At 70.4% G+C, this 24,558-nt stretch carries 21 protein-coding genes; 8 read left to right on the plus strand and 13 right to left on the minus strand.

The genetic code is table 11. The features are described from left to right. Positions 1–46: 46 nt before the first annotated feature. From V5F75_RS02025 to V5F75_RS02050, 6 genes are all read right to left on the minus strand, one after another. Positions 47–1,150, minus strand: a complete 1,104-nt coding sequence (locus V5F75_RS02025; RefSeq protein WP_394036305.1) for an extensin-like domain-containing protein — start codon at positions 1,148–1,150, stop codon at positions 47–49. An 84-nt stretch (positions 1,151–1,234) separates the two neighbouring features. After that, positions 1,235–1,519: a hypothetical protein gene (locus tag V5F75_RS02030; RefSeq protein ID WP_394036303.1), complete on the minus strand. Its 285-nt coding sequence runs from the start codon at positions 1,517–1,519 to the stop codon at positions 1,235–1,237. A 244-nt stretch (positions 1,520–1,763) separates the two neighbouring features. Beyond that, on the minus strand, positions 1,764–2,081 hold the full coding sequence (locus V5F75_RS02035) for a hypothetical protein (RefSeq protein WP_394036301.1): 318 nt from the start codon (positions 2,079–2,081) through the stop codon (positions 1,764–1,766). Positions 2,082–2,261: 180 nt separating this feature from the next. After that, complete coding sequence (locus V5F75_RS02040; RefSeq protein ID WP_393989427.1) at positions 2,262–2,531, minus strand: YMGG-like glycine zipper-containing protein; 270 nt, start codon at positions 2,529–2,531, stop codon at positions 2,262–2,264. Between the two features lie 235 nt (positions 2,532–2,766). Continuing rightward, on the minus strand, positions 2,767–3,396 hold the full coding sequence (locus V5F75_RS02045) for an invasion associated locus B family protein (RefSeq protein ID WP_394036299.1): 630 nt from the start codon (positions 3,394–3,396) through the stop codon (positions 2,767–2,769). Positions 3,397–3,687: 291 nt separating this feature from the next. Further along, a complete protein-coding gene (locus V5F75_RS02050; RefSeq protein ID WP_394036297.1) occupies positions 3,688–4,338 on the minus strand; it encodes a glutathione S-transferase family protein in 651 nt (216 codons plus the stop codon). Positions 4,339–4,685: 347 nt separating this feature from the next. Here V5F75_RS02050 and V5F75_RS02055 point away from each other — a divergent pair, with 347 nt between their 5' ends. From V5F75_RS02055 to V5F75_RS02065, 3 genes are all read left to right on the plus strand, one after another. Then, positions 4,686–5,903, plus strand: coding sequence for a polyhydroxyalkanoate depolymerase (locus V5F75_RS02055; protein WP_394036430.1), 1,218 nt, complete (start codon positions 4,686–4,688; stop codon positions 5,901–5,903). Between the two features lie 109 nt (positions 5,904–6,012). Further along, complete coding sequence (locus V5F75_RS02060) at positions 6,013–7,254, plus strand: MFS transporter (RefSeq protein ID WP_394036295.1); 1,242 nt, start codon at positions 6,013–6,015, stop codon at positions 7,252–7,254. A gap of 396 nt (positions 7,255–7,650) precedes the next feature. Continuing rightward, the gene (locus tag V5F75_RS02065; RefSeq protein ID WP_394036293.1) at positions 7,651–9,081 is read left to right on the plus strand and encodes a homospermidine synthase; all 1,431 of its coding nucleotides are present in this window, start codon (positions 7,651–7,653) and stop codon (positions 9,079–9,081) included. A gap of 598 nt (positions 9,082–9,679) precedes the next feature. On the opposite strand, the gene V5F75_RS02070 is transcribed toward V5F75_RS02065, so the two are convergent. Both V5F75_RS02070 and V5F75_RS02075 read right to left on the minus strand, forming a co-directional pair. Beyond that, on the minus strand, positions 9,680–10,234 hold the full coding sequence (locus V5F75_RS02070) for a GNAT family N-acetyltransferase (RefSeq protein ID WP_394036291.1): 555 nt from the start codon (positions 10,232–10,234) through the stop codon (positions 9,680–9,682). A 264-nt stretch (positions 10,235–10,498) separates the two neighbouring features. Then, positions 10,499–11,629: a type III PLP-dependent enzyme gene (locus V5F75_RS02075; protein WP_394036289.1), complete on the minus strand. Its 1,131-nt coding sequence runs from the start codon at positions 11,627–11,629 to the stop codon at positions 10,499–10,501. A 756-nt stretch (positions 11,630–12,385) separates the two neighbouring features. Here V5F75_RS02075 and hemA point away from each other — a divergent pair. Continuing rightward, entirely contained in the window at positions 12,386–13,669 is a 1,284-nt protein-coding gene (gene hemA / locus V5F75_RS02080; protein WP_394036287.1) for a 5-aminolevulinate synthase, read from the plus strand. Positions 13,670–13,729: 60 nt separating this feature from the next. Here hemA and V5F75_RS02085 read toward each other — a convergent pair whose 3' ends face one another. The 4 genes from V5F75_RS02085 to rpmH form a co-directional block, all read right to left on the minus strand. Next, positions 13,730–14,503: an ArsR/SmtB family transcription factor gene (locus tag V5F75_RS02085; RefSeq protein WP_394036285.1), complete on the minus strand. Its 774-nt coding sequence runs from the start codon at positions 14,501–14,503 to the stop codon at positions 13,730–13,732. Positions 14,504–14,634: 131 nt separating this feature from the next. Continuing rightward, complete coding sequence (yidC, locus tag V5F75_RS02090; RefSeq protein WP_394036283.1) at positions 14,635–16,476, minus strand: membrane protein insertase YidC; 1,842 nt, start codon at positions 16,474–16,476, stop codon at positions 14,635–14,637. After that, positions 16,473–17,096: a ribonuclease P protein component gene (rnpA, locus tag V5F75_RS02095; RefSeq protein WP_394036280.1), complete on the minus strand. Its 624-nt coding sequence runs from the start codon at positions 17,094–17,096 to the stop codon at positions 16,473–16,475. Before rnpA ends, yidC begins: the two co-directional genes overlap by 4 nt. Positions 17,097–17,125: 29 nt before the next feature. Beyond that, complete coding sequence (gene rpmH, locus V5F75_RS02100; RefSeq protein ID WP_393989414.1) at positions 17,126–17,260, minus strand: 50S ribosomal protein L34; 135 nt, start codon at positions 17,258–17,260, stop codon at positions 17,126–17,128. 299 nt (positions 17,261–17,559) lie between these two features. Here rpmH and V5F75_RS02105 point away from each other — a divergent pair, with 299 nt between their 5' ends. The 4 genes from V5F75_RS02105 (at position 17,560) to V5F75_RS02120 (ending at position 23,076) form a co-directional block, all read left to right on the plus strand. Further along, positions 17,560–19,344: a glucan ABC transporter ATP-binding protein/ permease gene (locus V5F75_RS02105; RefSeq protein ID WP_394036278.1), complete on the plus strand. Its 1,785-nt coding sequence runs from the start codon at positions 17,560–17,562 to the stop codon at positions 19,342–19,344. Positions 19,345–19,590: 246 nt separating this feature from the next. Next, positions 19,591–20,988, plus strand: a complete 1,398-nt coding sequence (locus V5F75_RS02110; RefSeq protein ID WP_394036276.1) for a serine hydrolase — start codon at positions 19,591–19,593, stop codon at positions 20,986–20,988. A 388-nt stretch (positions 20,989–21,376) separates the two neighbouring features. Beyond that, positions 21,377–22,516, plus strand: coding sequence for a CobW family GTP-binding protein (locus V5F75_RS02115; RefSeq protein WP_394036274.1), 1,140 nt, complete (start codon positions 21,377–21,379; stop codon positions 22,514–22,516). After that, a complete protein-coding gene (locus V5F75_RS02120; RefSeq protein WP_394036272.1) occupies positions 22,513–23,076 on the plus strand; it encodes a DUF924 family protein in 564 nt (187 codons plus the stop codon). The genes V5F75_RS02115 and V5F75_RS02120 overlap by 4 nt, the downstream gene beginning before the upstream one ends. A 59-nt stretch (positions 23,077–23,135) precedes the next feature. On the opposite strand, the gene V5F75_RS02125 is transcribed toward V5F75_RS02120, so the two are convergent. Beyond that, a complete protein-coding gene (locus tag V5F75_RS02125; RefSeq protein ID WP_394036270.1) occupies positions 23,136–24,377 on the minus strand; it encodes a BaiN/RdsA family NAD(P)/FAD-dependent oxidoreductase in 1,242 nt (413 codons plus the stop codon). Positions 24,378–24,558: the final 181 nt, after the last annotated feature.

Genomic DNA, 24,558 nt, shown 5'->3' on the forward strand with positions numbered 1-24,558 from the left:
ATTTCCGGCCGGGCGACGGCTTGGGGCGACGGCTTGGGGCGGGTCCTCAGTCCTCGCCCGCCCGCGCCTGCGGCAGGGGGATGGTGGAGGGCTGGGGCGCCGGCGCCGAATAATACTTGCGCTTGGGCACGGAGCCCGTGACATCGCCGCCAGCCCCCGGCGCATAGGACATGGGGCCGGGCGGGCGCTGGCCCTCCGGGCCCACCTGCCAGCCGGGCGGCAGCTGGTTCGGGCCCGGCCGGGGCGCGGGCGCCCGGCTGGGCTGCGACTGCGGCGGCAGCGGCGCCGGCGGCGGCTCCGGCGCATAGACGGGCTGCGGCGCATAGACCGGCGGCTGCGCATAGACCGGCGGCTGCGCCATCGGGCGCGGCGGCTCGGGCGCGGGTTCCGGAGCGGCCTGCGGAGGCTCCGGCTGCATGGGCGGCTGCGCGGGCGGAGCCGCCGGCAGGGGCTGCATGGCCGCCATGGCGGGCGCCGGCATGGGCTTGGGCGCGGGCTTGCAGATGGTGCGGCCCTTGGCGTGCCGCATCAGGTCCACATGGATGTGATCGTAGTGAAAGACGTTGGAGCCGGGCGCGAGCACGGTGGTGAAGCGGTCGCAGGCGCCCGCCTGCACCTGGAGCAGGAAGCCGCGCTCCTCCGGCTTGCCCTTCCAGCCGTCCTTGACGGTGATCCAGCGCCCGTCGGCGGTGCGAAAGGCGCCCACGTCCAGCGCGTTGCCGAAGGCGTGCTCGGAAATCTTGGTGTTGGCCTGCCCGTTCATGTTGCGGCAGGAGTAGGACGACATCTGGCGGACGGCGACCACCGGCTGGCCCAGCCACGCCTCGGCGGCCGGCTCCACCACCTGCTGCACCCAGGCGTCCAGCTCGCGGATCACCGGGCAGGCGAGCCGGGCGGACGGCTCCACCACCACGTTGCCCTCGGCGAAGGCATGCACGCGGAAGGGGTGCTCCATGCCGCAGGCACCTTCGCCGCCAATGGCGGACAACGGCTCCATGAAGGCGGAGGGCACCACGCCCTTTTCCGCCAGGCACTGCTCCTCGGCCTCGACGCGCCAGGCCTCCCGCCCGCTTTCGCCGAAGCGGCAGCCGGTGAGGAGGAGGGCGCCGACGAGCGGAGCAAAAAGATACCAGTGACCGCCGCGCATCATGGGCGGAACACTGGCGGATGCGGCCTTGCGGAGAAGTTAAGAGGGGCGAGATTTCCAGTGTTCCGACCGCGCGGCCGCCGTTGGTCAGCCCGGCAGGGAGGACTTGTCCGCCGCGCTGCCGGCCGTCTCGGTCTCGCCGGCGGGAACGGCAGCGGTGGCGTTCGTCGCGCGCGGCCGGGGGCTCGTGGCCGCGTCCCCCGGCGCGGGCGCGGCATCGGGCCGCTCCTCCACCGCCGACTGCAGCCTGAGCGCGAGCTGGCGCAGCTCCTCCGGCATGTCTTCCTGGCTGTAGTCGTCGAACAGCTGGCGCAGTTCGCGGCCCAGCAGATCCTGCCGCGCGGAGATGTCGCGTCGATGAGGAGTGCGCATGCCGCCGGCCTCTTTCTGGTCCCGCATGATCTTGGGGAAGGGCGATAGGATCATCGCGCGGCCACCCCGCGGCGCCTGGCGGAAACACCCGCCGACGCGCGCCGGCCTCGCGACGCATGCGCCGCGTGTGGAGGTGACTTTCCACCTCCACGCCCGGCGCCCCCCGTGTTGCATTCCCCCACCGGCGTTTCAATATGGGGGAACCCCGCATCTGCCATGCGCGGGTGTCCTCCCCACCGCCGGCTCAATCCCGGTACAGCCGGCTGGAGCCATCGGTCAAAGGCGGCTCCGCCGCATCGGCGTCGGCCGCCTCGCGGACCACGTTGTTCGCGGAGAACTCCACCGCCACCCGGCGCAGCAGCGCCTGCTCCTCATCGGCCATCCGCACCCGGACGCGCCGAGCCGCCGGGCGCGGAAAATCACGCGCGCATTCCTGCGGCGAGAACTCCATCGTGTCGTAGCCGTGGTGGACCCCGCTCGCGGGCCGCGCGGATGGGGGCGTAGGCCCCGCTGCGGGTTGCGTTTCCTTCATGGCATCCTCCGTGCCCATCATCGCGGTCATAACGCGTGATCCTCACGCCGGTTCCCCGCGGGCCCGGACTCGCGAAGGCATGACGCCGCAGCCCCGGCCGGAAACGAAAAAGGGCGCTCGTGGAGCGCCCTTCGTCATTGCGTGCATCGAAGCCATGCCGTCCACCCCCAGGCGTACGGCCACGGGGCATGGAACACGGGGGGCATGGGATCAGCGGCACTGCACCTGGTAGCGGTTGCCATAGGCATCGCGCGCCCAGCACGCCCTGGGGGTGGTCTCGGCGCCGATGATGGCGCCGGTGCCGGCGCCGATCAGGCCGCCCACCAGGGCGCCGGTGCCGGAGCCGGTCGCCGCCGCGCCGATGGCGGCACCCGCGCCGCCGCCGAGCAGGGCGCCGCCCACGGCGCGGTCCTGACGGGAATACTCGCTGCAACCGGCGAGAGCGAGCGCCATGGCACCCGCGATGAGAGCCGCCTTCATAGTCTTCTCCCTTGCCCAGGTCCCGCCCCGAGGGTCGAGACGTTCAGCCGAAACTGGTGAGCCCACGCGCGCCGGCGCCGGGAAAACGCGGCGCGACAACGGGCGCCGGGCCCCGCGGAGCCCGACGCGACGGCATATAGCACATCGCCGCCTGCCCCGCCCAGGGCCGCCGGCCCGCGCAGAGGAACACGCCGGCCCCCGCCGCCACAAGGCCTTGCAGGCGCCGGCCGGCGGATCAGTCCTTGGCGTTGAGGGCCGCGTCGGCGGCGGCGGCGAAACCGTTGAAGGAGATGGGTACCGCCACCCGCTTGCGGGCGCCGTCCACGAACTCCAGGCGCCCCGGGCCCTTGGCGGCCTTGAGGGCGGCGAGCTGGTCGGCCTTCAGCTCGACATCGGCGAAGCAGCTGCGCGGGCAGGTGGAGAAGGCGGTGTCGATGCCGCTCTGGGCCTTCTCGTCGGCATAGAGGGTCGCGCCCGGCGGCAGGAACACGCCGGCGGGCAGCTGCACCACGAGGCGCGGCGGCTGGTCCTTGGCGAGGCGCCCCACCACCACCTGCGCCAGCAGCCCCTGCTGGCCCTGAGCCTGGACGCCGGTGGCCGCCTCGCAGATCTTCCCGCCCTGCGGCTGGGCGGTGACGCAGCGCACCGTCCAGTCGCCATAGGTGGCGGTGGTGGCCTGCGGGTTGGCTTCGGCAGCCGCCGGCGCGGGCGCGGCAGCGGGCTTCTTGGCCTGTGCCGAAGCGGCCGGCTGCGCGGGGGCGGCGGCCTGCGCCAGTGCGTCAGCACCGCCCATGGCGGCGAGGCCGAGCGCCAGCACCAGCGCGGAAACGCGACGGGACTTCAGGAGACGAGCGGGAGACGCCATCAATGGGAACCTCTGGCAGGACATGGTCTGGCGGTGATCCTGGACCGCCCCTCACGGCAACCGGCACTCGCGGCTCCGCAGCGGGCCCGGCCCGGCGCCACGCGGGCCACCGGCCGGAACGCCAATCCCGAAACCGCGAAGGGCACCGGGCTCCGGCACCACCGGCGGGAGGTATCGTTCGGTCGCCCCGCATCCACCAGCACGCAAAGGTTGCAATCGCACCCTGTCCGCGCCTGCAACAGGATAACGGCGCCGAAAACGGCCCGGCGACACCCCGCGGCCGGCGGCGGATCAGAACTCCACGTCGAGCTCTTCCAGCTCCTCGGGCTCGTCGAAGGCGCCGGCGATCCACTCCTGCATGGCGGGCAGCGCCATGATGCGGTCGCGATAGGCGGCCGTCTCGGCGTCGAGCGGCACGTCGTAGGTGGTGAAGCGCGAGCAGACCGGCGCATACATGGCGTCGGCCAGGGTCGGCGCCGCGCCCATCAGGAACGGGCCGCCGTGGGCGGTGAGGGAGCCGCGCCAGATGGCGAGGATGCGGTCGATATCCGCCTGGGCGCCGGCCCAGACCTTGAAGCCGGGGTAGCGGGCCTTGATGTTCATGGGCAGCGCCGAGCGCAGGTTGGCGAAGCCCGAGTGCATCTCGCCGGAGATGGAGAGGCAGTGTGCGCGCACCGCCCGGTCGGCCGGCAACAGCCCCGCCTGCGGAAAGATCTCGGCCAGCACGGAGCCGATGGCGAGCGTGTCCCAGACGGTGATGTCGTCGAGCACCAGGCGCGGCACCAGGAACGACGGCGACAGCAGCAGCAGCTCCGCCCGCGCGCCGGGGTCGTCCGCCGGCACGCGCTCCTCCTCGAAGGCGAGGCCCGCCATCCTGCACAAGAGCCAGCCGCGCAGCGACCAGGATGAGTAATTCTTGCTGGAGATGGTGAGAGTTGCCATGCTTGCCATGCGCCTCGGCTGTTTCACGGGCTTCGGGACGACGGAGGGACGTTTGCGGGTCCGCGCTGCCGGGCCTCGGTGGGGAGGCAGCGGCAAACCTTCGAACCCAGATACGAAGCATGTTGCAATGCACCACGCCCCGCTTCAATATCTCTTTCAACAGGTACAACTGATCTCGCCACCAGGAAAGAGAAAAAGTGCCCCTGCGACAATAACTTAAGGTTTCATCTCCAGCGTGCGGACATGGCAGCCGGGGATGAAGCGGAAGGATGGTTCAGCCTTATGACCGGGTCTATGCTGTGTTCGATGCGGCCGGCATCCGCCGGCGCCCGTTGGTACAGGATGCCATGATGTATCTGGCATACCAGACCCAGGCCGACCTGATGCAGCCCATGCGCTTCGCCGCCGGGCTCGCCCGCCAGACCATCAATGGTCCCCTCGTCAACGGCTACGCCCACGCCGGGCTGCGCCACTTCTCCGCCGCCTGCGAGCTGGTGGAGCGCGCCGGCCTCAGCCACGCCCGGCCCGATTTCGGCATCCGCAGCGTGGAGGTGGGCAACCACGAAGTCCCCGTGCGGGAGGAGAAGACCGCCGTCCTCCCCTTCGGCACCCTGCTGCGCTTCCGCAAGGACACCGACGTGGCGCAGCCGCGGGTGCTGGTGGTGGCGCCCCTCTCCGGCCATTTCGCGACCCTGCTCCTCAACACGGTCAAGACCCTGCTGCCGGACCACGACGTCTACATCACCGACTGGCACAACGCCCGCGACGTGCCGCTTTCCGCCGGGCGCTTCGGCTTCGACGATTATGTCGAGCACGTCATCCGCTTCCTGGAGATCCTGGGGCCGGGCGCGCACCTGCTGGCGGTGTGCCAGCCCTGCGTGCAGGCGCTGGTCGCCACCGCCGTCATGGCCCAGGACAACAACCCCGCCACCCCGCGCTCCATGACGCTGATGGCCGGGCCCATCGACTGCCGCATCAATCCCACGGCGGTGAACAAGCTCGCCACCACCAAGCCCATGGCATGGTTCGAGCGCAACCTCATCTCGCGGGTGCCGCGCGGGTTCGCCGGCTCCGGGCGGCGGGTCTATCCCGGCTTCATGCAGCTTTCCGCCTTCGTCAGCATGAATCTCAGCCGCCACATGAAGGCGCACTTCGACCTCTACAACGACCTCGCAGAAGGCGAGGCGGAAAAGGCCGAGGCCACCAAGAATTTCTATGACGAATACTTCGCGGTGCTCGACCTCGACGCTGATTTCTACCTTGAGACCGTGCGCTACGTGTTCCAGGAATACCGGCTGCCCAAGGGCGAGCTGACCTATCGCGGCCGGCCGCTGGACTTCGGCGCCATCCGCCGCACCGCTCTGCTCACGGTGGAGGGCGAGCGGGACGACATCTGCTCCCTCGGCCAGACCGTGGCGGCGCAGGACATCTGCAGCAACCTGCGCCCGCACCGCAAGCGCCACCACATGCAGGCCGGCGTCGGCCACTACGGCGTGTTCTCCGGGCGCAAGTGGGCCGGGCAGGTCTATCCCATCGTCCGCAACCACATCCTCGCCAGCGACTGAGCACCGCCGCCGGAACCGGCGCGCTTTTTCCTTGCGCGCCGGCATCCGCTTCGCTTGAACACGCTCCGACGGGATCGCCTGAGCGGCCGCCCCGCGCCGGAGCCCGAACGTGACCCAGCCCGCCGACGCGCGCCTGCGCGACCATCCGGATTTCATCCTGTTCTGGATCGGCCGGGTGGCGTCCTCCCTCGCCTTCCAGATGCTGGGCGTCGCCGTCGGCTGGCTCATCTACGAGATCACCGGCAGCGCGGTGGCGCTCGGGCTGGTGGGCCTGTGCCAGTTCCTGCCCATGCTCGGCCTGTCGCTGCTGGTGGGCCATGTGGCCGACACCTTCGACCGGCGGCGCATCGTGGCCGCCAGCCTCGCCGTCGCCACTGCCACCCTGGCGGGGCTCGCGGCCGGGCTCGCCACCGGGGCGGTGGGCATCGCCGGCCTCTACGGGGCGGTGGCGATCATCGGCGCGGTGCGGGCGTTCGAGCACCCGACCCTCTCGGCGCTGCTGCCGCGTCTGGTGCCGGGCGCGGCGCTGCCCAAGGCGCTCGCGGTCTCCTCCTCCGCCATCCAGACCGCCACCATCATCGGCCCGGCCCTGGGCGGGCTCGCCTATGTGCTGGGGCCGGTCGCGCCCATCGTCGGGGCCGCCGCCTTCTACGGCGCGGCCACCCTCTCCATCCTCGCCATCCGCCATCGCGCGCCGCTGGAGCGGCGCGGGCCGCTGACGGTCGCATCGCTGCTGGCGGGGCTCTCCTTCATCCGGCGGCAGAAGGTGGTGCTCGGCTCCATCTCGCTCGATCTGTTCGCGGTGCTGCTCGGCGGCATCACCGCCTTGCTGCCCATGTTCGCGCGCGACGTGCTCCACGTGGGGGCGCAGGGCATGGGCCTGCTGCGGGCGGCGCCGGCGGTCGGGGCCATGCTGATGTCGCTGGTGCTGATGCGCCTGCCGCTGAGCCGGGCGGTGGGCCCCACCATGTTCGCGGCGGTGGCGGTGTTCGGCGTCGCCACCATCGTGTTCGCCCTGTCGCAGAGCTTCATCCTCTCGCTTCTCGCCCTGCTGGTCACCGGCGCGGCCGACAACGTGAGCGTGGTGATCCGCTCCTCGCTGGTGCAGCTCTCCACGCCGGATGAGATGCGCGGGCGGGTGAGCGCGGTGAACTCCCTGTTCATCGGCACCTCGAACCAGCTCGGGGAGTTCGAATCCGGCATGGTGGCGGCGCTGCTGGGGCCGATGGGCGCAGGGCTGGTGGGCGGCATCGGCACCTTGCTGGTGGTCGCCGCCTGGATGCGCCTCTTCCCCGAGCTGCGGCGGGTGGACGAGATGCCCCGCCCGGCGGCCGGGCCGCGCGGCGCCTGAGGCCCTCCCCGCGGCGCGCCCGGACCACGCGTGCGGAGCGCCGGGAAAGCAATGGCGCGCCGGCCGGGCAGCAAAAATGTCCGAAAAAGGCAGATCAACACAAGTGAAGCTATTGTGACACGCCGCACCACGGCAGGATAACTTTCATCGGCGCTCGCCACTGATTACAAGTTGCGGCCCACGGAAAATCATCGTTGCGCCGCAACGCAGCAGGAAATGCTGGATTTACACCTGCCACCAAGTCGATCCGGCCGGATGCGGCGGCGCCTCCTGCCGCAATTTCATGCAGCGGCACGCATGGCGCGGCCGAATGTCTGTTGACGGCAGCGCTTTGCATCCCCCATGGTGCCCGGGTCCACAGGATGGACAGCCCATTCAGGAGGAGTGTTCCATATTATGAGCGACTGGCCGGTACACGCGACGATCGACGGCCCCATCGTGATGATCGGTTTCGGTTCCATCGGTCGCGGCACGCTGCCGCTGATCGAACGGCACTTCGACTTCGACCGTGAACGCATGGTGGTGATCGACCCGGTGGCGGAGCACCGCACCTTGCTCGATGCCCGCGGCATCCGCTACATCCAGGCCGAGGTGACGGCCGAGAACTACCGCGAGCTTCTCACTCCCCTGCTCACCAACGGCAGCGGCCAGGGTTTCTGCGTGAACCTCTCCGTGGACGTGTCCTCGGTGGCGGTGATGGAGCTCACCCGCGAGCTCGGCGTGCTCTACGTGGACACCGTGACCGAGCCCTGGAAGGGCTTCTATTTCGACGAGACCGTCGACAATGCCGCGCGCACCAACTACGCGCTGCGCGAGAGCCTGCTCGACGCCCGCCGCCGCAACCCCGGCGGCACCACGGCCGTCTCCACCTGCGGCGCCAATCCGGGCATGGTCTCCTGGTTCGTGAAGCAGGCCCTGCTCAACATCGCCGCCGACACCGGCCTCGACCGGCCCGAGCCCGCGAGCCGCGAGGAGTGGGCCCAGTTCGCCCGCGCTCTGGGGGTGAAGGGCATCCACGTGGCCGAGCGCGACACCCAGCGCTCGCGCGATCCCAAGGCCATGGGCGAGTTCTGGAACACCTGGTCGGTGGAAGGCTTCGTCTCCGAGGGGCTGCAGCCCGCCGAGCTCGGCTGGGGCACCCATGAGAAGGCGCTGCCGCCGGACGCGCGCACCCACAAGGACGGCTGCGGCGCGGCCATCTACCTGCTCTCCCCCGGCGCCGGCACCCGCGTGCGCACCTGGACCCCCACGCCGGGCCCGCAGTACGGCTACCTCGTCACCCATAACGAGGCCATCTCCATCGCCGACTACCTGACCGTGCGCGACGGGGAGGACGTGGTCTACCGCCCCACCTGCCACTACGCCTACCACCCCTGCAACGACGCGGTGCTGTCGCTGCACGAGATGTTCGGCAACGGCTGGCACTTCCAGGGCAAGTGGAAGATCCTGGGCGAGCACGAGATCGTCGACGGCATCGACGAGCTGGGCGTGCTCATCTACGGCCACGCGAAGAACGCCTACTGGTTCGGCTCCCGCCTCTCCATCGAGCAGGCGCGCGAGCTTGCGCCCTATCAGAACGCCACCGGCCTGCAGGTGTCGTCGGCCGTGCTCGCGGGCATGGTGTGGGCGCTGGAGAACCCGAACGCGGGCATCGTCGAGGCCGACGAGATCGACTTCCATCGCTGCCTCGCGGTGCAGAAGCCCTATCTCGGCCCGGTGGAGGGCATCTACACCGACTGGACGCCCCTGACCGACCGACAGAAGCTGTTCCAGGAAGACATCGACCTCGAGGACCCCTGGCAGTTCAAGAACATCATCGTGCGCTGAACCGCACCCGGTGCCACAGCAGCCCCTCCTCCCGGCCGGGAGGAGGGGTTTTTCTGTCCGGGACTCGTCGGCCCGTTGCTCGGCCGGCGCCAGCCGGGCTTCGCCCGAACGCCGCGCGGGCATGAGCGCAGGCCCATGAGCCACGCTCACGGGCCTGCGGCACGACAGGGCGCAAAGCGGCTGCCTGTGAATGAGAGGGGCTGCGAAGCCGCCCGCGCCTGTGACAAAAGGCAAAGCCCCCGCGATCGGCGTGCCCGCGCGAAGCGCGGGGTACCAAAGCTGCGGAGCGGAAATCTCGTGGCCCCCTCTCCCCGCATGTCCGCGCGAGGCGCAGGTCCGACAGCCAGACAGAAGCAGCAGGTCATGCGGCCCCCGCCTGCGCGCGCGAGGGAAGCGGAAGCCGGTCAGGCCAGTGTTTCACCCACGACATCCCCTCGCCGCACGCATGGAGGCATCGCTCCCTTGCGTCCGCGTGAGCGAAGAGGGAGCTGCGGCAAGCCCCCCGCGACCGGCGCTGAGCGCAGAACCACGCGCGCGGCGGGAGCGGGACGCATCCCGAACCACCCGCGGCCGGCCGGATGGCCGGGGCAAACCGACGTCAGGCCGAGCGGCGCTGCGCGCCGGCGATGAGCTCGGCGAGGGTGGGACGGGCGATCTCGACGCCCGTGGGGCTGATGAGGCCATGCGCGCCCTCAAGGGCACCGGCCTTCAGCTCCAGGCCCAGCAGCCGGTCGCGGGCGAACGGGCCGGGCATCCAGAGGTCGCCGGTGCCGGCGGCGGAAAAGCCGAAGCGCGCGTAATAGGGCGCGTCGCCCACCAGCACCACGGCGCCGTGACCCTTCGCGCGGGCGGCATCGAGGGCGGCGTGCATGAGGGCGCCGCCGAGGCCGTCCTTCCGGAACCAGGGGTGCACCGCGAGCGGGCCCAGCAGCAGCGCCGGCTTGCCCGGCCCCGCCGAGACGTTCCACAGCCGCACGGTGCCCACCAGCCGGCCATCGGGGCCGTGGGCCGAAAAGGCGAGCCCTTCGGCCGGCAGGCGGCCCTCGCGCAGGCGCTCGGAGGATTTCGCCCGCCAGTCCTCGCCCATGCACAGGTCGAGCAGGGCCTCGCGCGCGGGCGCATCTTCCACGGATTCCAGCACAATGTCAGTCATCGGCACCTCCCGTGCCAAAGCCGAGACGTGAAGAATGCCGTCCCCGGCCGCGCGGGGCGGTCGGGCTGAAGGAGGCTTCAGCCTTGAGAGGGACGGTGCGGAAGACGAGGGGACAATCCCCTCCTCATCGCCTCCGGGCGGCACGGGCCGTTGCCGGGGGAACCTCGCGCCGGCAGGCGCGGGGCGGGCCGGGGGATGCGAGGACGCATCCCGGCCGCGACGCCGCCGGCTTGCCGGGCGGCGGAAGCATCCGCCGCGGGCGGATCAGATCACGTAGGACCGCAGCGGCGGGAAGCCGTTGAACGCCACCGCCGAATAGGTGGTGGTGTAGGCGCCGCAGGCCTCGATGATGACCTTGTCGCCGATGGCGAGCGACAGGGGCAGCTCCACGGGCGTCTTCTCATAGAGCACGTCGGCCGAATCGCAGGTGGGGCCGGCGAGCACGCAGGGGGCGGTGTCGTCCCCGTCGCGCGGGGTGCGCAGCGGGTAGCGGATCGCCTCGTCCATGGTCTCGGCCAGGCCGCCGAACTTGCCGATGTCGAGATAGACCCAGCGCATGGCGTCGGTGTCGGCCTTCTTGGAGATCAGCACCACCTCTGCCTCGATGAGGCCGGCGTTGCCCACCATGCCGCGCCCCGGCTCCATGATGGTCTCGGGAATGCGGTTTCCGAAATGCTTGCGCAGCGAGGAGAAAATGGCCTCGCCATAGGACTTCGCGGCCGGCACGTCCTGCAGGTAGCGGGTGGGGAAGCCGCCGCCCAGGTTCACCATGGAGAGCGAGATGCCCCGCTCGGCGCACGCGCGGAAGATGGTCGCGGCGGAGGCGAGAGCGCTGTCCCAGGCGTGCACGTTCTTCTGCTGGGAGCCCACGTGGAAGGACACCCCATGGGCCGTAAGGCCCAGGCGGTGGGCATGTTCCAGCACCTCCACGGCCAGCTCCGGCTCGCAGCCGAACTTGCGCGAGAGCGGCCATTCGGCGCCCGCGCCGTCGCACAGGATGCGGCAGAACACCTTGGAGCGGGGCGCCACGCGCGCGACCTTCTCGACCTCTTCGTAGGAGTCGACCGCGAACAGGCGCACGCCCAGCCGGTAGGCGCGCTCGATGTCGCGCTCCTTCTTGATGGTGTTGCCGAACGAGATGCGCTCGGCCCCGGCGCCGGTGGCGAGCACCATGTCGATCTCGCCGGTGGAGGCGCAGTCGAAGCAGGAGCCCAATTCCTCCAGCGCCTTCAGGATGGCGGCGTCGGGGTTCGCCTTCACCGCGTAGAACACGCGGGTGTCGGGCAGGGCGCGGGCGAAGGCCTGGTAATTGGTGCGGACCACGTCGAGGTCCACCACCACGCAGGGGCCATCCTCTCGTCGGGTACGCAGGAACTCGCGGATGCGATCGGTCATGGTGTCCTCCCCGTGACCTGAAGCCTCTGAAGCGCGGCGAGGCCGCGCGCCGACAGGACGAACGAAGCCGCTTCCGCCTTCGCCACGAAGGTGGAATGGTGGCCCGTTCGGGGCATGCACCTGCGGCCGGGCGGCGATGTGGACACGCCGGAACGACCGCGGGTCATGCCCGCTTCGCCGGTCTCTCAACCGGCCGCATCATGGGACCGAACGGCAGCCGATCCGGCCCGCGCGAGCAGATGTCCCGCGGGAGAAAAGACTGCGCACGTTCGGAGAGGGGGAATCCCGCTCCGCACGGCCGGCAAGATGTAGCGCCTCTTCAGTGTCGCCGACCTTTGGAGGGACGGCTGAGACCAAAAAAGCCCTTACGTCGTTGCTTCAAGTCACGTCCCCCGCGTTTGAGGAGCGGGGTGGGCCGGTTCCCTCCGGCTATCGGTCGCCTGGCAGCTTTCCGGCCTCTTGTCCGGAGATCCTACCGACCGACACGCGACCACAGGCACGTGCGAATTTGGGCGAGCGGGATTTAGGGGATTCCGCCTGCCGGCGCAAGAGGCAATTTGATGAAAATCAAGGCGGCCTCCGGGCACCGGCAAACCATTGCGTGGCGCCGCTCGCCGGGCGGCAGGCGCGCCGGATCGCCGCGCATGGCCCGCCCGGCCTTGATTGGTATCAATACAAGGAGCAAGGTGTATCTATAAGCATGAAAAGAACGCCGGATCGTGCGCCCGCGATCCGCGCGCCGCTGCAGGGTCCGGAATGAATTACGATCATTTCTTCGCTGATGCCATCGACGCTCTGCGCAAGGAGCGCCGCTACCGCACCTTCGCCGAGATCGAGCGTGACGCGCGCCACTTTCCGCGCGCCGTGTGGCACTCCCCGGGCGGCCCGCGCGACATCGTGGTGTGGTGCTCCAACGACTATCTCGGCATGGGCAGCCACCCGAAGGTGATCGACGCCATGTGCGAGGCGGCCCGCGCCCGCGGCGCCGGCGCCGGCGGCACCCGCAACATCTCCGGCAACAGCCACGAGATCGTGGCCCTGGAGCGCGAGCTGGCGGACCTGCACGGCAAGGAGCAGGGCCTGGTCTTCACCTCCGGCTACATCTCCAACGACACCGGCATCTCCACCATCGTGAAGCTCATTCCCGATTGCGTGGTGTTCTCGGACGAGCTCAACCACAACTCCATGATCGAGGGCGTGCGCCACGGCGGGCGGCAGAAGGCCATCTTCCGCCACAACGACCTCGACCACCTGGAAGAACTGCTGAAGGCGGCCGGCGACCGGCCGAAGCTCATCGCCTTCGAGAGCGTCTATTCCATGGACGGCGACATCGCCCCCATGGCCGGCATCTGCGATCTCGCTGAAAAATACGGCGCCATGACCTATCTCGACGAGGTCCATGCCGTCGGCATGTATGGCGAGCGCGGCGGCGGCGTGGCCGAGCGCGACGGCGTCATGCACCGCATCGACGTGATCGAGGGCACGCTGGGCAAGGCGTTCGGCGTGGTCGGCGGCTACATCACCGGCAAGCGCGTCGTCATCGATGCGGTGCGCTCCTATGCGCCGGGCTTCATCTTCACCACCGCCCTGCCCCCCGCCGTGGCCGCGGCCGCGACCGCCTCCGTGCGCCACCTCAAGTCCTCCCAGGCGGAACGCGAGGGCCAGCGCGCCCAGGTGGCCAAGGTGAAGGCCGCGCTCGCCGCCGCCGGCCTGCCGCAGATGGACACCCCCACCCACATTGTTCCGGTGATGGTGGGCGACGCCAAGGCCTGCAAGATGGCGAGCGACCTGCTGCTGGCCGAGTACGGCATCTATATCCAGCCCATCAACTACCCCACCGTGCCGCGCGGCACCGAGCGTCTGCGCATCACCCCCACCCCCTTCCACGACGACGCGCTCATCGCGCACCTCGCCAAGGCGCTGTCCGACGTGTGGGAGCGCCTGGAGCTGCCCTATGCGGACCGGGTGGTGGAACGACCTGATTCGCGGCGCGTGGCCCTGGGCCCGCAGCCGATTCCGCTGCCGGTGGCCGGCGGCTGACCACGACCTACTCCTACAACCCCATGCCCCGGCTCACGCCGGGGCATTTTTGTTTCGGCGTCACGCCGCCGGCGGCGCCATCTGGAACGGCACCCCCGTCTCCACCAGGGTCTTCAGGCGAGACAGGCCTTCGGGCCACCCGTGAACCACGGCGCGGGAGGTCGCTGTGTCGCCGTCGAAATCGTCATGGGTCAGGGTGAGCTTGCACGCGTCGGCCCCGACCGGCGTGATCTCCCAGGTCACGCGAGACGGCTTGTCCCCCGCCACATCCGGTGCCCATTGGGCCGAAAAGGTCATGACCAGCCGCTGCGGCGCGTCGATCTCCACCAGCGTGGCGGCGATCACCCGGCGCTCGCCCATGAAGTATTCGCGCGCGCCACCCACGCGCCAATCAGTCCGGCTAGTCATGTTGAAATGCTCGTAGAGGGGCGTCTTGCCATCATCGGTGAGCACAGACCATAGGGCGTCGGGCGTGGCCCTGATGAACAGCTCATACACATGCTTCGGCGCAGCGACGGCCATGGCGGCGGGTCCTTCCAGCAACAGCTTCAGATTGGCCATGGCCGCGACCTGTGGCGCGGCATAGCGGGAAATCCAGCGCGCGCTCACGAGCTGGATCGGGGCCGGGTTCAGATAATGCAGCTTCTCTCGCCCCACCTTGCGGGTGAGTACCAGATGCGCGGCCTCCAAAACCTTCAGATGCTTCATGACGCCGAACCGGGTGAGCTGGGTCTGTCGCTCCAGTGCACCGAGAGTCTGGCCGTCCCTCTCCATCAGAAGATCCAGGAGCCGGCGGCGGATGGGGTTGGCGAGCGCCGTGAACACATCATCCATGGCTTATTATGTGCCGATTTTATCACGTGTCAATATGGTCACATTTATCGGCGCCGACCAAAGAGAAACGCCGCCGCTCCCGGAGGAACGGCGGCGAGATGCGGAAACACAGCTGCGGAACGACGCCGGGCTCAGCCCTTGGCTGGCGCCTTCTTCTTGAAGGCGCCCTTGATGTTGTCCCACAGCTCGATCTTCACGCCGTTGCGCTTCATGATGAGCGCCTGCTGGGCCACCGAGAGGGTGTTGTTCCACGCCCAGTAGATCACCAGGCCAGCCGCGAAGTGCGCGAGCATGAAGGTGAAGATGACGGGCATCCAGTTGAAGATGACCTGCTGGGTCGGGTCCGGCGGGGCCGGGTTCAGCTTCATCTGCACCCACATGGTGATGCCCATGATGATGGGCCACGCGCCCAGCATCAGATAGGCGCCGAGCACAGGAACCGAGCCCGGATCCCACGGAATGAGGCCGAACAGGTTGAAGACGGTGGTGGGGTCGGGCGCGGAGAGGTCGCGGATCCAGCCGAAGAAGGGCGCGTGCCGCATCTCGATGGTCACGAACAGCACCTTGTAGAGGGCGAAGAACACCGGGATCTGGATGACGATGGGCAGGCAGCCCGCCACCGGATTGATCTTCTCCTTCTTGTACAGCTCCATCATCGCCTGCTGCTGCTTCGCCTTGTCGTCGGCGTAGCGCTCGCGGATGGCGGTGAGCTCGGGCTGCACGGCCTTCATCTTCGCCATGGAGGCGTAGGACTTGTTGGCCAGCGGGAAGAAGATGCCCTTCAGGATCACCGTCACGATGAGGATGGCGACGCCGAAGTTCCCGACCAGCTTGTAGATCCAGTCCAGCACCAGGAACAAAGGCTTGGTGATGAAGTAGAACCAGCCCCAGTCGATGAGCAGGTCGAAGCGGTCGATGCCGTAGGTCTTCTGGTAGCCGTCAACCACCTGCACCACCTTGGCGCCGGCGAACAGCTGCGAGCGGGAGGCGATGCTGGCGCCGGGCTCCACCGTCTTGGGGGCGGCGAGGAAGTCGGTCTGGAAGGTCTGGACGCCGCCCAGCATGGCGCTGGAGAACTTGGCGTCGAACTTCACGTTCTGTTCGGGAATGACGGTCGCCGCCCAGTATTTGTCGGTGATGCCGAGCCAGCCGCCGGTGGCGGAGAAGGTCTGCGGCTTCTCCTTGTCCATCTTGGCGTAGGTCACCTCCTGCAGGCCGTTGTCGCCCAGCACGCCGATGAGGCCCTCGTGCAGGATGTAGAAGCCGGAGGTGTGCGGCACGCCATGGCGCGAGACCAGGGCGTAGGGATAGAGAGTGACGGCGGTGGCGGTCTTGTTGTCCACCTCGTCCTTCACCGCGAACATGTAGTGGTCGTCCACCGTGAAGGTGCGGCGGAAGGTGAGCCCCTCGCCATTGTCCCAGGTGAGCACCAGGGGCGCCTCCGGCGTCAGCGCGCCGCCGGCGGAGGTCCACACCGTGTCCGGCCCCGGCACCTTCACGCCGGCCCCGGCGGCCGAAGCCCAGCCGAACTCCGCATAGAACGGATTGGGCGCGCCCGAAGGCGAGAGCAGCACGATGTTCGGGCTCTTGGGATCCACGGTCTCGTGGTACTCGGTGAGCAGGAGGTCGTCGACGCGGGCGCCCCTGAGCGAGATCGAGCCCTTCAGGCGCGGGGTCTCGATGAGGGCGCGCGGGGCGGCGTCCACCGCCTGCTCGCGGGTCATGGGCTTGGTGACGCCCGGCGCGCCGCCGGCCTGGGGCACCGCGCCCGGCACGGCTCCGGGAGCCGGCGCGGCGCTCGAAGCCGGGGTCGCGCCCTCGGCCTTCTGCGCCTCGTGCTGGGCGGCGATGCGCTGCTGCTCAGCCGCCTGACGCTGCCGCTCCGCCTGGGGCATGCCGAAGAAATACTGCCAGCCAATGAGAATCGCCACCGACATTGCGATGGCGATGATCATGTTGCGGTTGTCGCTCATGCCGAATGGCCTCCGTCGGCGGATGGCGCCTGGGGGTCGGAACTGATGTGGGGATCGGAACTGTTTCCCGAATCGCCATGTGGGGCGCCGCCCCTGCCGGATGCAAGCGCCTGCGGCCCGGGTATATGCGCCTGCGGCGATCCGCCGGGCGGCGCATCGGCAGGGCCGGACAGGGATGGCGAACGGGAACTCGCGCCGCCTTCGGCGCCCTCGTGCGCGCCCGGGGCGCGACCCGCCTTGGGGCCGCCGGACGGCTTCGGCCCGCGGCGCCCGCCGGCCGGGCGTCCCGCGCGGGCGGGATCGTGCAGCTTGCGCAGGGCCTTGGCGAGATCGCTCAGGAGGCCGCCGAAAGGCGCGGAAAGGGCCTGTTCGCGGGCGACCAGCACGTAATCGTAGCCGGCCTGCCCGGCCTGCGGCACCACCTGCCGGGCCACCTCGCGCAAACGGCGGCGGATGCGATTGCGCACCACCGCGTTGCCGGTCTTCTTGGTGACCGTGTAGCCGATTCGGACGGTGCCGCCGTCGCCGCGATCCCGGCCCTGCAGAAGAAAGGCGGAGACGCCTGCGCGTTCCGCCTTCGCTGCGGCCAGGAAATCACGCCGCTTGCGGAGCTGATCCACGATCGGCCGGGCTCCGCTCTGGCCCGCCGTCAGGCGGACAGGCGCTTGCGGCCGTGCGCGCGGCGGGAGGCGATGATCTTGCGGCCATTGCGGGTCGCCATGCGCGCACGGAAGCCGTGCCGACGGCTGCGCACGAGCTTGCTGGGTTGATAGGTGCGCTTCACGGGTCTCTTCTCCGAATTCTGGGTCGTGCCGGGTCATCGCGGCCAAGGGGACGGCGCCCAGCACGGGAAAGGCTTGCGCCTGAGGTGACGCCGCGCGGAGCGGGGACGGCACGCAAAAATCCACTGGGCTCCGGCCGCCGCAGCCGCCTGAGTTGGCGCCGCTTATAGGGGCGCGGCGCCCGCCCGTCAATCTCCGGCTCAGGATCTGAAGGTGGGCTGCGGGGAAGACGCCGCAACCGGGCGCTTGCGCGCGGGGCGGGCGTCGGCTCATGTAGCGGCCAAGCTGGCGGGGTGCCTCCATGAACATGATCCGCGTCTACCTGCGCACCATTTCCCTGCTCGGACCGCAGGCGCGGATGGGCGCCGTGCTCGCCATCGCGAATCTGCTGCTGGCCATGGCGCAATTCGCCGAGCCGATCCTGTTCGGCCGCATCATCGAGGCGCTGGCCGGCGCCCAGGCCGCCGCCCGCATGCCCACTTTCGCGGAGCTGACGCCCCTGCTCGCGGCCTGGGTGGCCTTCGGCCTGTTCAACATCGGCGCCGGCGTGACCATCTCGCTCCACGCCGACCGCCTCTCCCACCGCCGCCGGCTGGGGGTGCTGACCCAGTATTTCGAGCACGTGCTCCAGCTCCCGCTCGCGTTCCACGGCGAGACCCATTCCGGCCGCCTGCTGAAGGTGATGCTGGAGGGGGTGGACGCCCTGTGGGGCCTGTGGCTCTCCTTCTTCCGCGACGATTGCGCGGCCATCTTCTCGCTGGTGGTGCTGGTGCCCGTGGGCATCTGGATCAACTGGCGGCTGGGGCTGGTGCTGATCGTGCTGATGGCGGTGTTCGGCGTCGTCACCGCTTTTGTCATCCGCCGCACGGAGACCATGCAGCGCCAGGTGGAGGAATATAATTCCGACCTCGCCGAGCAAACCTCCGACGCCCTCGGCAACGTGGCGGTGATCCAGAGCTACACCCGCATCGAGGCGGAGGTGGGCGGCTTGAAGGACACCGTGAACCGGGTGCTGCAGGTGCAGATCCCCGTGCTCTCCTGGTGGGCGGTGGTCTCCATGGCCACGCGGGCGGCCACCACCCTCACCATCCTCGCCATCCTGCTCATCGGCACCTGGCTTTACCTGCACGGCCTCGCCGGCATCGGCGAGATCGTCACCTACGTGGCCTTCGCCAACATGCTCATCGGCCGGCTCGACTACACGGTGAGCTTCTTCAATCGCATGATGCTCTCAGCGCCGCGCCTCGCCCAGTTCTTCGAGGTGCTCGACACGGTGGGCGCCGTGCGCGACCGGCCGGGGGCGCGGCCCCTCCCCGTCGTAAAGGGCGACGTGACGTTCGACGACGTCTCCTTCTCATATGACGGGAAAAGGCCGGCGGTGGAGGATGTCTCCTTCCATGCCGCGCCGGGGCAGACCTTCGCCTTCGTGGGCACCACAGGGGCCGGCAAATCCACCGCCCTCGCGCTGCTGCACCGGGTGTTCGATCCGCAGTCGGGCACCATCCGCATCGACGGCATGGACATCCGCGAGGCCACCCTCTCCTCCCTGCGCAAGAGCATCGGCGTGGTGTTCCAGGAACCGCTGCTGTTCAACCGCTCCATCGAGGACAACCTGCGCGTGGGCAAGCCAGACGCCACCGAGGCGGAGCTGCGCGAGGCCCTCGCCCGCGCCCAGGCGCTGGAGCTGGTGGAGCGCAACCCGCTCGGCCTGAAGGCGGTGGTGGGCGAGCGCGGGCGCGCCCTTTCCGGCGGCGAGCGCCAGCGCCTCTCCATCGCCCGCGCCCTGCTGAAGAACCCGCCCATCCTGATCCTGGACGAGGCCACCAGCGCCCTCGACGCCGCCACCGAAGCCAAGGTGCAGGCCGCCCTGGACGAGGTGATGAAGGGCCGCACCACCTTCGTCATCGCCCACCGCCTCGCCACCGTGCGCAACGCCGACCGCATCCTGGTGTTCGAGCACGGGCAGGTGGTGGAGGCCGGCAGCTTCGACGCGCTGGTGGCCCAGGGCGGGCGCTTCGCCGCGCTGGCGCGGGCCCAGTTCATGGCCGGCGCGGCCCGGCCGGAGGTTCCGGCGGCGGACGCCTGAGGGGCCTCCACCCAAGGTTTCCCGCGCGCACGCCAGAATTCGGCAAGAATGTGGCAAAGTTCGACGCCCGCGCGCGGCGATTTCAGCCCATACCGCAGCGCACGGCCGCGGTTTCGACTTTCCCGCGATTGCGAAACCGGCTAGGAAAGGGGCATTCAGGCGGGGGCCTCCTTCCAACACGAGGAGCGGAACAGCTTGGCGCGCTCGAAATCCCTTCTGGCCGCATCCCACAAGGCCGCGTCCTTCATGAGCGCGACCCTCGCGGGGGCGCGCCTTCTGGTCGCGGGGCTGATGGCGGCCTCGCTCGCCGCGGGCGCGGCGCGCGCCAATCCCGTGCTGCTGGTGGAGGCCGACACCGGCCGCGTGCTGGAGCAGCAGGACGCCGGCAAGCCCTGGTACCAGGCCTCCGTCACCAAGCTGATGACGGTCTACGTGGCGCTGAACGCGGTCAAGACCGGCCGCCTCACCATGGACACGCCGCTCACCGTGTCCGCCTTCGCGGCCTCCCAGCAGCCCTCGAAGATGGGCTTCAAGCCCGGCACCGTGGTGACGCTCGACAACGCCCTGAAGATGGTGCTGGTGAAATCGGCCAACGACATGGCCATGGTGGTGGCCGAGGGCGTGGGCGGCTCCATGCCCGCCTTCGTGGACGAGATGAACGCCACCGCCGCCCACCTGGGCATGAGCGGCACCCATTATTCCAACCCCAACGGCCTGCCGGATCCGGGGCAGATCTCCACCGCCCGCGATCTCGCGATTCTCGCGCGCTCGCTCATCTACCATTTCCCCGAGCACGAGATGCTGTTCCGCATCCCGTCCATCAAGCTCGGCAAGAGCGTTCTGCGGAACTACAACCGGCTGATCGACCGCTACCCCGGCGCCGACGGCATGAAGACCGGCTTCGTCTGCGGCTCGGGCTACAATCTGGTGGCCACCGCCACCCGCGGCGGCAAGCGCCTCATCGCCGTGGTGCTGGGCGCGCGCTCCGGCACCCTGCGCGCGGAAGAGGCGGCCATGCTGTTCGAGAAGGGCTTCCAGTCTTCCTGGGGCATCTTCGGCAACGCCGCGCCCACGCTCTCCGCCATCCAGAACACCGGCGGCGAGCCGTTCGACATGAAGCCCTACGTCTGCGGCGGCAAGCGCGCGGTGACCGCCTCCGAGGCGGATGAGGACGCGCCGGGCGTCAGCAGCCGGGCCATCTCCTTCGCGCTGGCGGCGGGCAACCCCACCCTGCCGCGCTCGGGCGCCGACCTGCTGCAGGCCCTGCCGCCCTCCATGCCTCCGGTGCCGGTCTACGTGGGCACCCGCGCCTCGCAGCAGGACCTCGACTCCGCCTATCCGGTGGAGGAGAAGCCCAAGAAGCCCGCGGCCGTAGCCAATGGCGCCAAGAAGCCGGCGTCCGCGAAGCCCGACACCAAGGCCGCGAGCGCCGACACGAAGGCTGCCACCGCCAAGCCGAATGCCAAGAAGCCCAACGGCACGACGGCCGCCGCCGGCACGGACGGCAAGAAGCCTGCCGCCACCAAGCCGCAGACGGCCTCCGCCAACCCCGCGCCGAAGCCGAAGCTCTCCCCCAAGCCGCTCGCCATGCCGCGCCCGGACCTCGACGCCGGCTCCGCCGCCCCGGCCCAGGCGGACGAATAGCCGGAACGCCGGTCGCGAGCGCTCGGCGCGCGGGGTCGCGCCCCGCCGCCGGTCCGGCGCGGCACGGCCCATCGGCTTCGGCATGAGGCGCCTTCCGCCACAGGCATGGCGCCGTGCCATATGCGCCGAGGCGCGGCGGCAAGCGGACGAGCTGTGCCCCGCGCGAGACGGGGGTATCCCGGCGCCATGGCGCCCGCCCGGCAACCGAAGCGGCGGGCCCCTCGCCATGCGGCATCGTCCCGGACCAAGCCGGATGTGCGACAGGCGGCATGGGCTGGAACGTTTTCGAGCGAGGCAGAAACCGGTTCGCACGATGAAAACGGGCGTCGCGAGAATCCGGAGCGTTTCCCCGATTCCATGACGCCGGGAAACGCTCTAGCCTGCGGCCATGCCTGATCCCGCCTCCGAAGATACCGCCGCGCGCCGCCGCGGCCCGCCGCCGCCCATCCCCGTCACCGTGCTCACCGGCTTCCTGGGCGCGGGCAAGACCACGCTGCTCAACCGCCTGCTGGCGGACCCGGCGCTGGCCGACACCGCCGTGCTCATCAATGAGTTCGGCGAGATCGGGCTCGACCATCTGTTCGTGCGGCCGGTGGAGGAAGGCATCGTGATGCTCTCCTCCGGCTGCCTGTGCTGCACCGTGCGCGGCGATCTGGTGGCGGCGCTGGAGGACCTGCTGCGCGGCCGCGACAACGACCGCCTGCCGCCCTTCGGCCGCGTCCTCATCGAAACCACCGGCCTCGCCGATCCGGCCCCGGTGCTGCACACGCTGATGACCCACCCCTACCTTGCCCTGCGCTACCGGCTGGACGGGCTCGTCTGCGTCATCGACGCGGTGAACGGGGATGCCACCCTCGATGCCCACGAGGAGGCGGTGAAGCAGGCCGCCATGGCCGACCGCCTCGTGCTTTCCAAGACCGACCTTCTGACCACTCCCGACGACCGCGCGAGGCTCGACGCCCTGCGCGCGCGCCTCGCCCGCCTCGCCCCCGGCGCGGTGATGCTCGGGGCGGCGGACGCTTCCGCCGACGCGCTGCTCGGAGCCGGGCTCTACGACCCCTCCGCCAAGACGCCCGATGTCGCCCGCTGGCTCGCCGACGAGGCGGTGGCCGCCGCCCAGGCCGAGCAAAGCGGGCCCGCGCCCCACCATCACGACGGGCGCATCCGCGCCTTTACCCTCGCCACCGATGCCGCCATTCCCGCCGCCACCCTGGACCTGTTCCTGGAGCTGCTGCGCGCCACCCACGGCGCCAGCCTGCTGCGGCTGAAGGGCATCGTGAAGGTGAAGGAGGACGAGAGCGCGCCGGTGGTGCTGCACGCCGTGCAGCATGTGCTGCACCCGCCCGCGCGGCTTTCCGCCTGGCCCGACGACGACCACCGCACGCGGCTGGTGATGATCGTGCGCGATCTCGCCCCCGAGGTGATCCAGCGCCTGTTCAACGCCTTCCTGGGCGTGCCGCAGGTGGATGCGCCCGACCGCGCCGCCCTCACCGACAATCCCCTCGCCCCGCCGGGGATGGCCCGATGAGCACGCCCGACGAGACGCCCGGCGCCATTCTCTCCTGGTGGCGCGCGGCGGGGCGCGCGCGCTGGTTCGGCGGCGAGCCGGCCTTCGACGCTGAGGTGCGGGCCCGCCTGCTGCCGGCCTACAGGACTGCCGCCGCCGGCGCGCTGGACACCTGGGCGGGGACGCCGGAGGGCGCGGCGGCGCTGCTGATCCTGCTCGATCAGGTGCCGCGCAACGTGTTCCGCGGCACGCCGGCCGCCTTCGCCACCGACGGGGCGGCCCTCGCCCAAGCCGAGAGCGCCGTGGCGCGGGGCTTCGACGCCGCGCCGGAGGTGAACGCGCCGCCCAGCCTGCGCGGCTTCTTCTACCTGCCGCTCATGCATGCGGAGGACACCGCCTGTCAGGCGCGATGCGTGGCGCTCTACCGCGCGGCGGGTGACGCGGACGGCTTGGCCTACGCCCTCGTCCACCAGGAGGCCATCGCCCGCTTCGGCCGCTTTCCCCACCGCAACCCCATCCTGGGCCGGGCGATGACGGTGGAGGAGCAGGCCTATCTCGATGCCGGGGGCTTCAGCGGCTAGCTCTCGTTTTCAAGCGAAGTGGAGCCGCTTCGCGTGCGGAAAAAGCACCGGCCCGAAGACTAAAACGGCGGCCGCGCTTCCGTGCGGGCGGAAGATGCGCCCAAAGCGGCGCGTATCCCCTCGGCGGCGGCGCGGCCGGTGGAGAGGCAGGCCTGCAGCAGGTAGCCGCCGGTTGGCGCCTCCCAATCCAGCATCTCGCCGGCCGCGAACACCCCCGGCAGCCGCTTCAACTGGAAATCGGGGCCCACCTCGTCCCAGGCGAGGCCGCCGGCGCTGGAGATGGCGCGGGAGAGATCCCCCACCCCCGCCACCGCCAGGGGCACCGCCTTGATGGCCTCGGCGAGCGCCCGCGGCCCGGCGGGGCGGGCGGTGCCCAGCGCTTCCCGCAGCAGGCCCGCCGCCACGGGAGAAAGCCCGGCCGCCTTGCGCAGCACATTGGCGAAGGACAGCCGGGACGGCGCCGCGGCGAGGCGGGCGGCAAGCGTCGCCGTGTCGAGATCCGGCCGCAGGTCGATGCACAGGGTGGCGCCCGGCGTGCCCAGCGCCTCCCGCACCGCCCGCGACACCGCATAGATGGCGCCGCCTTCCAGCCCCGCCTCGGTCACCACCGCCTCGCCCCGCGCGCGCGCCGCGCCGCAGGCCAGCGCGATGCGCTTCAGCGGCGCGCCGGCGAAGCGGGCGCGGAACGGCTCCGACCACGCGATGCGCACCCCCATGTTGGCGGGCGCGAACGGCGCCACCGCCACGCCCCGCGCGCGCAGCAGCGGCACCCAGCCGCCGTCCGCCCCCAGGCGCGGCCAGGAGGCGCCGCCGAGGGCGAGCAGCGTGGCATCCGGCGCGCGGGTGATCTCCCCTTCCGGCGTGGCGAAGCGCAGGCGGCCCGCCGCGTCCCACCCCAGCCAGTCGTGGCGGACATGGAGTGAAACGCCCTGCGCCGCGAGCCGGCGGAGCCAGGCGCGCAGCAGCGGGCTCGCCTTGAAGCTCTCGGGGAAGACCCGGCCGCTGGTGCCCACGAAGGTGGGCTCGCCCAGGGCCTCCGCGAAGGCGCGCAGATCCTGCGGCGTGAAGGCCCGCAGCGCCGGTTCCAGCCGCCCCGCCTCGGGCCCGTAGCGCGAGAGGAAGCGCTCGAACGGCTCCGAATGGGTGAGGTTGAGCCCGCCGCGCCCCGCCATCAGGAACTTGCGCGCCGGCGAGGGCATGCGCTCGTGGACCGAGACGGCCAGCCCGGCGGCGGAGAGGCGATCGGCGGCCATGAGCCCGGCCGGGCCGGCGCCGATGATGCAGACGGATGCTGAAGCCATGGATGCGCGGACCCTCGCCCCCCGATGCGGCCGCCGCCACCCCGGCCGCGCGCCACAGGCGCTCGCCATTAGAACCTTTTACCGGCGCCTTGAAGCGGAAAAGAGCGCCCGGCCGCGGGCACCGTGCACAGGAATCCGCCCCCGGCAGGCACCCACGGGGCCGGGCGCGAAACCTCCTTTT

This window comes from Xanthobacter albus (assembly GCF_043194895.2).
In the GTDB taxonomy this organism is placed as follows: domain Bacteria; phylum Pseudomonadota; class Alphaproteobacteria; order Rhizobiales; family Xanthobacteraceae; genus Xanthobacter.

What these genes read in the sequence shown, in the direction of transcription:
- V5F75_RS02025 (WP_394036305.1), bottom strand. Translation starts at nt 1,150, where the DNA reads ATGATGCGCGGCGGTCACTGGTATCTTTTTGCTCCGCTCGTCGGCGCC.
- V5F75_RS02030 (WP_394036303.1), bottom strand. Translation starts at nt 1,519, where the DNA reads ATGCGCACTCCTCATCGACGCGACATCTCCGCGCGGCAGGATCTGCTG.
- V5F75_RS02035 (WP_394036301.1), bottom strand. Translation starts at nt 2,081, where the DNA reads ATGACCGCGATGATGGGCACGGAGGATGCCATGAAGGAAACGCAACCC.
- V5F75_RS02040 (WP_393989427.1), bottom strand. Translation starts at nt 2,531, where the DNA reads ATGAAGGCGGCTCTCATCGCGGGTGCCATGGCGCTCGCTCTCGCCGGT.
- V5F75_RS02045 (WP_394036299.1), bottom strand. Translation starts at nt 3,396, where the DNA reads ATGGCGTCTCCCGCTCGTCTCCTGAAGTCCCGTCGCGTTTCCGCGCTG.
- V5F75_RS02050 (WP_394036297.1), bottom strand. Translation starts at nt 4,338, where the DNA reads ATGGCAACTCTCACCATCTCCAGCAAGAATTACTCATCCTGGTCGCTG.
- V5F75_RS02055 (WP_394036430.1), top strand. Translation starts at nt 4,686, where the DNA reads ATGATGTATCTGGCATACCAGACCCAGGCCGACCTGATGCAGCCCATG.
- V5F75_RS02065 (WP_394036293.1), top strand. Translation starts at nt 7,651, where the DNA reads ATGAGCGACTGGCCGGTACACGCGACGATCGACGGCCCCATCGTGATG.
- V5F75_RS02070 (WP_394036291.1), bottom strand. Translation starts at nt 10,234, where the DNA reads ATGACTGACATTGTGCTGGAATCCGTGGAAGATGCGCCCGCGCGCGAG.
- V5F75_RS02075 (WP_394036289.1), bottom strand. Translation starts at nt 11,629, where the DNA reads ATGACCGATCGCATCCGCGAGTTCCTGCGTACCCGACGAGAGGATGGC.
- hemA (WP_394036287.1), top strand. Translation starts at nt 12,386, where the DNA reads ATGAATTACGATCATTTCTTCGCTGATGCCATCGACGCTCTGCGCAAG.
- V5F75_RS02085 (WP_394036285.1), bottom strand. Translation starts at nt 14,503, where the DNA reads ATGGATGATGTGTTCACGGCGCTCGCCAACCCCATCCGCCGCCGGCTC.
- yidC (WP_394036283.1), bottom strand. Translation starts at nt 16,476, where the DNA reads ATGAGCGACAACCGCAACATGATCATCGCCATCGCAATGTCGGTGGCG.
- V5F75_RS02105 (WP_394036278.1), top strand. Translation starts at nt 17,560, where the DNA reads ATGAACATGATCCGCGTCTACCTGCGCACCATTTCCCTGCTCGGACCG.
- V5F75_RS02110 (WP_394036276.1), top strand. Translation starts at nt 19,591, where the DNA reads ATGAGCGCGACCCTCGCGGGGGCGCGCCTTCTGGTCGCGGGGCTGATG.
- V5F75_RS02115 (WP_394036274.1), top strand. Translation starts at nt 21,377, where the DNA reads ATGCCTGATCCCGCCTCCGAAGATACCGCCGCGCGCCGCCGCGGCCCG.
- V5F75_RS02120 (WP_394036272.1), top strand. Translation starts at nt 22,513, where the DNA reads ATGAGCACGCCCGACGAGACGCCCGGCGCCATTCTCTCCTGGTGGCGC.
- V5F75_RS02125 (WP_394036270.1), bottom strand. Translation starts at nt 24,377, where the DNA reads ATGGCTTCAGCATCCGTCTGCATCATCGGCGCCGGCCCGGCCGGGCTC.